Raw genomic sequence first — 4,736 nt, forward strand, 5'->3', positions numbered from 1 at the left:
GGCCGGGGCCGGCTCATCGCCGACACCTCGGTGAAGGAGTTCGTCGACCGGGCGTCCGACTCGTTCGTGGTGGTGCGCAGCCCGCAGCTCGGTGAGCTGCGCACCGCGCTCGCCGAACGCGGGCACACCGTTCGGGAGGACGACGGCGCCCTGCACGTCTCGGGAGCTCCGGCGGCGGAGATCGGCGAACTCGCCGCGGCCCGGTCGATCGTGCTGCACGAACTCGCGGGACGACACGCGTCGCTCGAGGAAGCGTTCATGAAACTCACCGGTGGTGAGGTCGAATACCACGGATCCGGAGTCGACGACGTCATGAAGGGTGGACTGTGATGAGTACGGCGCTCGATACACTACGGGCCGAACGGATCAAGCTCACGTCGGTGCAGTCGCCGCTGTGGTGCACCGTCGTCATCGTCGCCCTCGGGCTGGGGCTCGCCGCGATCCTCGGTTCGGTCTCCCGCGCGTCGGTGGGGATGGACGACGAGATGGGGCAGTTCTATCCGACCGTGGATGTCGCGGTCAGCGGCGTCACCGGCTTCGGCGTGCTGGTACTCATGATCCTCGCGGCGCTGTCGGTCACGAGCGAGTACCGCTTCGGGGTCATCCGCACGACCTTCCAGGCCACCCCGAACCGCACTCTGCTCCTGACGATGAAGGCCCTGCTCATCGGGGTGCTGGGCGCGCTGCTGACGGTCGCGGTCTCGTTCGGGGCCTTCTACCTCGCGAAGGTGCTGGCCGGTCCCGACGCGGGACGTGATCTCGTCCTGAGCGGCGACACCGCGTGGCGCGCGGTCTACGGCACCGCGATCTACGCGTTCCTGTGCGTCTTCCTCGCGGTCGGCGTGGGCACCCTGCTGCGGCAGTCGGCGGGCACGATCGCACTGCTCATGCTGTGGCCGCTGCTCCTCGAGTCGTTGTTCGCGCTGTTCGGTTCCGTGGGCCGCGAGATCCAGCCGTTCCTGCCGTTCGCCAACGCGAACAACTTCCTGGGTATCGGTCAGGGAATCGAATTCCATTGGGGTCCATGGGGATCGCTCGTATACTTCGCGGCCTTCGCCTTTCTGGTATTCGCGCTGTCGCTCGTGGTGGTCAACCGCCGCGACGCCTGACACTCACGCACCGCCGCACTGCGCCGCACGGATTCCCCGTGCGGCGCAGTGCTTTTTTGTACGCTCGGACGATGGCGCGGGCGCGGGCGAGATACGGCATACGGGGAGCGGCTCTGCTCGCCGCCGGAGTACTCCTGACGGCAGGATGTTCGGAGGGGGAGGTGGAGGCGTCACCCGTGGATCCGGCGGCGCTCGCCGACGCCGTGCAACTCGACGCCGTCACGACGCACCTGACGGAACTCGAACGCATCGCCGGCGAGAACGACGGCAACCGTGCGCTCGGTACCGCCGGTTACGACGCGAGCGTCGACTACGTCGCCGGAGCTCTGCGCGACGCCGGATTCGACGTGCAGACACCAGAGTTCGACTCGACGCTGTTCGCGGTCGAGAACGAGCAGCTCGTCGTCGACGGGGACCCGATGGGGGTGAGCGCACTCGGCATGTCGCCGTCGACGGGACCGGACGGACTCACCGCGCGCGTCGTGCGGATCGCCCCCGACGGCACCCCCGGGTGCGAACCCACCGATTACGACGGGGTCGACGCGACCGGCGCGGTGGTGATCGTCGATCGCGGCGTGTGCACCTTCGCCGTGAAGGAGCAGGTCGCCGCCGATCGGGGAGCCGCCGCGCTGATCGTCGCCAACAACGAGGACGGCCCGCTCGATGCCGCCGGTCTCGGGGCGGAGTCGAACCCCCGTATCCCGGTCGGGGGTGTGGCCGGGGCCGACGCGGAGCGTCTCTCCGCCGCGACCACCGTGACGATGACGCTCGAGACCCGCACCGAGGATCAGAAGTCACGCAATGTGATCGCCCAGACCCGCACGGGCTCGACCGACGACGTGATCGTCGTCGGCGCGCACCTCGACAGTGTGCCCGAAGGGCCGGGGATCAACGACAACGGCACCGGCGTCGCCGCCGTCCTCGAAACCGCGCTGCAGCTCGGCAGCGAACCGGGAGTGACCAACGCCGTGCGGTTCGCGTTCTGGGGCGCCGAGGAGGTCGGGCTGGTGGGCTCCACCAGGTACGTCGAGTCGCTGTCCGAGGAGGAGCGACTCGACATCGCGCTGTACCTGAACTTCGACATGCTCGGCTCACCCAACGCCGGATATCTGGTGTTCGACGGCGACGACTCCGATGCCGTCGGCGAAGGACCCGGGCCGGAGGGCTCGGCGGGGATCGAACGGACCTTCGCGCAGTTCTTCGACGAACGCGGAATCGACGTCGGAGGAACGGATTTCGACGGTCGTTCCGATTACGGTCCGTTCGTCGCCTCCGGTATCCCCGCGGGCGGGGTGTTCACCGGTGCCGACGACGTCAAGACCCCCGAGCAGGCCGAGCTCTGGGGTGGCACCGCCGACCAGCCCTTCGACCCGAACTATCACACTCCCGAGGACACCCTGGCCGGCATCGACCGCGACGCGTTCGCGGCAGCGGCCGCCGCAGTCGCCTACGGCACGGCTGTCTATGCGAACTCGGTCGACGGACCCGACGGGGTCCCCACCGGCGACCGGCGAGCACAGGTACGCGCCGAGTTCACCGAGTGAGGGCAGGCGTCGTCAGCGCTCGTGCAGGCGCCACAGCGGGTTGACCGGTCCGTGGCCGTGCCCGAGGTCGTAGGCCCACTCGAGGCACTTCGTGATCCATTCCTTCGCGAACTCGACGGCTTCGGGCACCGACCGGCCGTGGGCGAGGGCCGACGTGATCGCGGCCGCGAGCGTATCGCCGCCGCCGTGATCGTTGCCGGTGTCGATGCGAGGCGTGCTGAACTCGAGGAAACGGTCGCCGTCGAACAGCAGATCGGTGCTCATCGCCGAGCTGCGCAGATGGCCGCCCTTGACGATCACCCACCGGGCGCCGAGCGCGTGCAGGGCTTCGGCGGCGCGGCGGGCCGAGGCGTCGTCGACGACGTCGATGCTGGTGATCAGCCGTACCTCGTCGAGGTTGGGGGTGACGACGGTGGCGAGGGGGACGAGCACACCGCGGATCGCGTCGAGCGCATCGGCGTGCAGCAGGGGATCGCCGTGCATGGACGCGCACACCGGGTCGACGACGAGCGGCACCGCCTGGTCGCGGCCGATGCCCACCTCACAGCACACCTGGGCGACGGCCTCGATGATCTGCGTGGAGGCGAGCATGCCCGTCTTCGCCGCGGACACGCCGATGTCCTCGACCACGCAGCGCACCTGATCGGCGACGATCTCGGCGGGGATCTCGTGGAACCCGCGGACTCCGACCGAGTTCTGGACCGTGACGGCCGCGACCGCGACGCATGCGTGCACACCGCACATCGCCATCGTGCGCGAATCGGCCTGGATGCCGGCTCCACCTCCGGAGTCGGTGCCGGCGATGGTGAGGGCTCGAACCGGGGTCTCGCCTCGGGGCGACAAGGGCAGAAGTTCCACGCAGACACCCTACCGAGGGTGTGTTCGATCACGGCCGGGCGGCGCTGAGGCGGGCTCCCGTTGCGAAACACGACAGCGTTACCGGCGGTTCACCCCTCAGTGTTCTATAGTGGCACAGGTCACAGTTCGATTACGCAAGACGCTTTTGGAGGCGCTCATGAACACGAGTTCGCCGGACCTCGACGTGGTGGACAATGCCGACCAGAACCGGTTCGAACTGCGCCTCAACGGTGACCTCGTCGGCATCCTGGGGTACTACGACTTCGAACGCGCTCCGGCGCCGAACCCGCCGGTCGTCGACTTCATGCATACCGTGATCGTCGAAGACTTCGGTCATCGTGGTCTCGCGGCCGTCCTCGTCGGCGGTTCGCTCGATCTCGCGCGCCGGCGAGGGTGGCGGGTGCGGCCGGTGTGCACCTATGTGCAGCGGTTCCTCGCCTCGCACGAGAACTACCGCGATGTCGTCGTGCCCCTCGAGCCGCATCGCAAGGAACCGCAGCGCAACGAACGGCAGGGTAGGGTGCCCGCCCGCAAGGCCTGATCAGACCTCGAGGTCGACGATCACCGGGGCGTGGTCGCTCGCGCCCTTGCCCTTGCGCTCGTTGCGGTCGATCTCGGCGCCGGTCACGCGCGCCGTGAAGGCCGGCGACCCGAGGACGAAATCGATCCGCATGCCCTGCTTCTTGGGGAACCGCAGCTGGGTGTAGTCCCAGTAGGTGTACACCCCGGGGCCGGGGGCGTACGGACGGACCACATCGGTGTAGCCGACCTCGGCGAACGCGTGGAAGGCGTCGCGCTCGGGCTGCGAGGTGTGCGTCTTGCCCTCGAAGAAGGCCGGATCCCACACGTCGTCGTCGGTGGGGGCGACGTTCCAGTCGCCGACCAGGGCGATGGGCTGCTCGGGAGCCGCGGTTGCCCAGCCGTGGGCGTCGGCGCGCAGCTTGGCGAGCCAGTCGAGCTTGTAGGTGTAGTGCGGGTCGTGCAGGTCGCGGCCGTTGGGCACGTACAGGCTCCACACGCGCACACCGGCGCACGTCGCGCCGATCGCCCGCGCCTCGAGTGCGGGTTCGGCCTCCGGGTCCTTGGAGAAACCGGGCTGGTCGTCGAATCCGATCTGCACGTCGTCGAGGCCTACACGCGAGGCGATGGCCACACCGTTCCACTGGCTCAGCCCGACGTGCGCCACCCGGTAGCCGAGCTCCTCGAAACGCTCGTGGGGAACTGC

General features: G+C 68.9%; 5 protein-coding genes and 1 pseudogene. 4 read left to right on the plus strand and 2 right to left on the minus strand.

Translation table 11 applies throughout. The features are described from left to right. From R1101_RS0116090 to R1101_RS0116100, 3 genes and pseudogenes are all read left to right on the plus strand, one after another. Positions 1 to 330 (plus strand): annotated as a pseudogene (locus tag R1101_RS0116090) (ABC transporter ATP-binding protein); the annotation flags it as partial. After that, a complete protein-coding gene (locus tag R1101_RS0116095; protein WP_016934408.1) occupies positions 330 to 1,109 on the plus strand; it encodes an ABC transporter permease in 780 nt (259 codons plus the stop codon). The pseudogene R1101_RS0116090 and the gene R1101_RS0116095, both read left to right, overlap by 1 nt. Positions 1,110 to 1,180: 71 nt before the next feature. After that, positions 1,181 to 2,653, plus strand: coding sequence for a M20/M25/M40 family metallo-hydrolase (locus tag R1101_RS0116100; RefSeq protein ID WP_198420285.1), 1,473 nt, complete (start codon positions 1,181 to 1,183; stop codon positions 2,651 to 2,653). Positions 2,654 to 2,665: 12 nt separating this feature from the next. Here the strand turns inward: R1101_RS0116100 and thiD are convergent, their stop codons facing one another. Continuing rightward, on the minus strand, positions 2,666 to 3,511 hold the full coding sequence (gene thiD / locus R1101_RS0116105; RefSeq protein WP_016934410.1) for a bifunctional hydroxymethylpyrimidine kinase/phosphomethylpyrimidine kinase: 846 nt from the start codon (positions 3,509 to 3,511) through the stop codon (positions 2,666 to 2,668). A 157-nt stretch (positions 3,512 to 3,668) separates the two neighbouring features. Between thiD and R1101_RS0116110 the strand changes: the two genes are divergently transcribed. Further along, positions 3,669 to 4,052: a GNAT family N-acetyltransferase gene (locus R1101_RS0116110; protein WP_016934411.1), complete on the plus strand. Its 384-nt coding sequence runs from the start codon at positions 3,669 to 3,671 to the stop codon at positions 4,050 to 4,052. Here R1101_RS0116110 and R1101_RS0116115 read toward each other — a convergent pair. Continuing rightward, the coding region (locus R1101_RS0116115) for an exodeoxyribonuclease III (protein WP_016934412.1) at positions 4,053 to 4,736 on the minus strand (684 nt) is incomplete at its 5' end. It abuts the gene before it with no gap.

It is taken from the genome of Rhodococcus sp. R1101 (genome assembly GCF_000278445.1).
In the GTDB taxonomy this organism is placed as follows: domain Bacteria; phylum Actinomycetota; class Actinomycetes; order Mycobacteriales; family Mycobacteriaceae; genus Rhodococcus; species Rhodococcus gordoniae.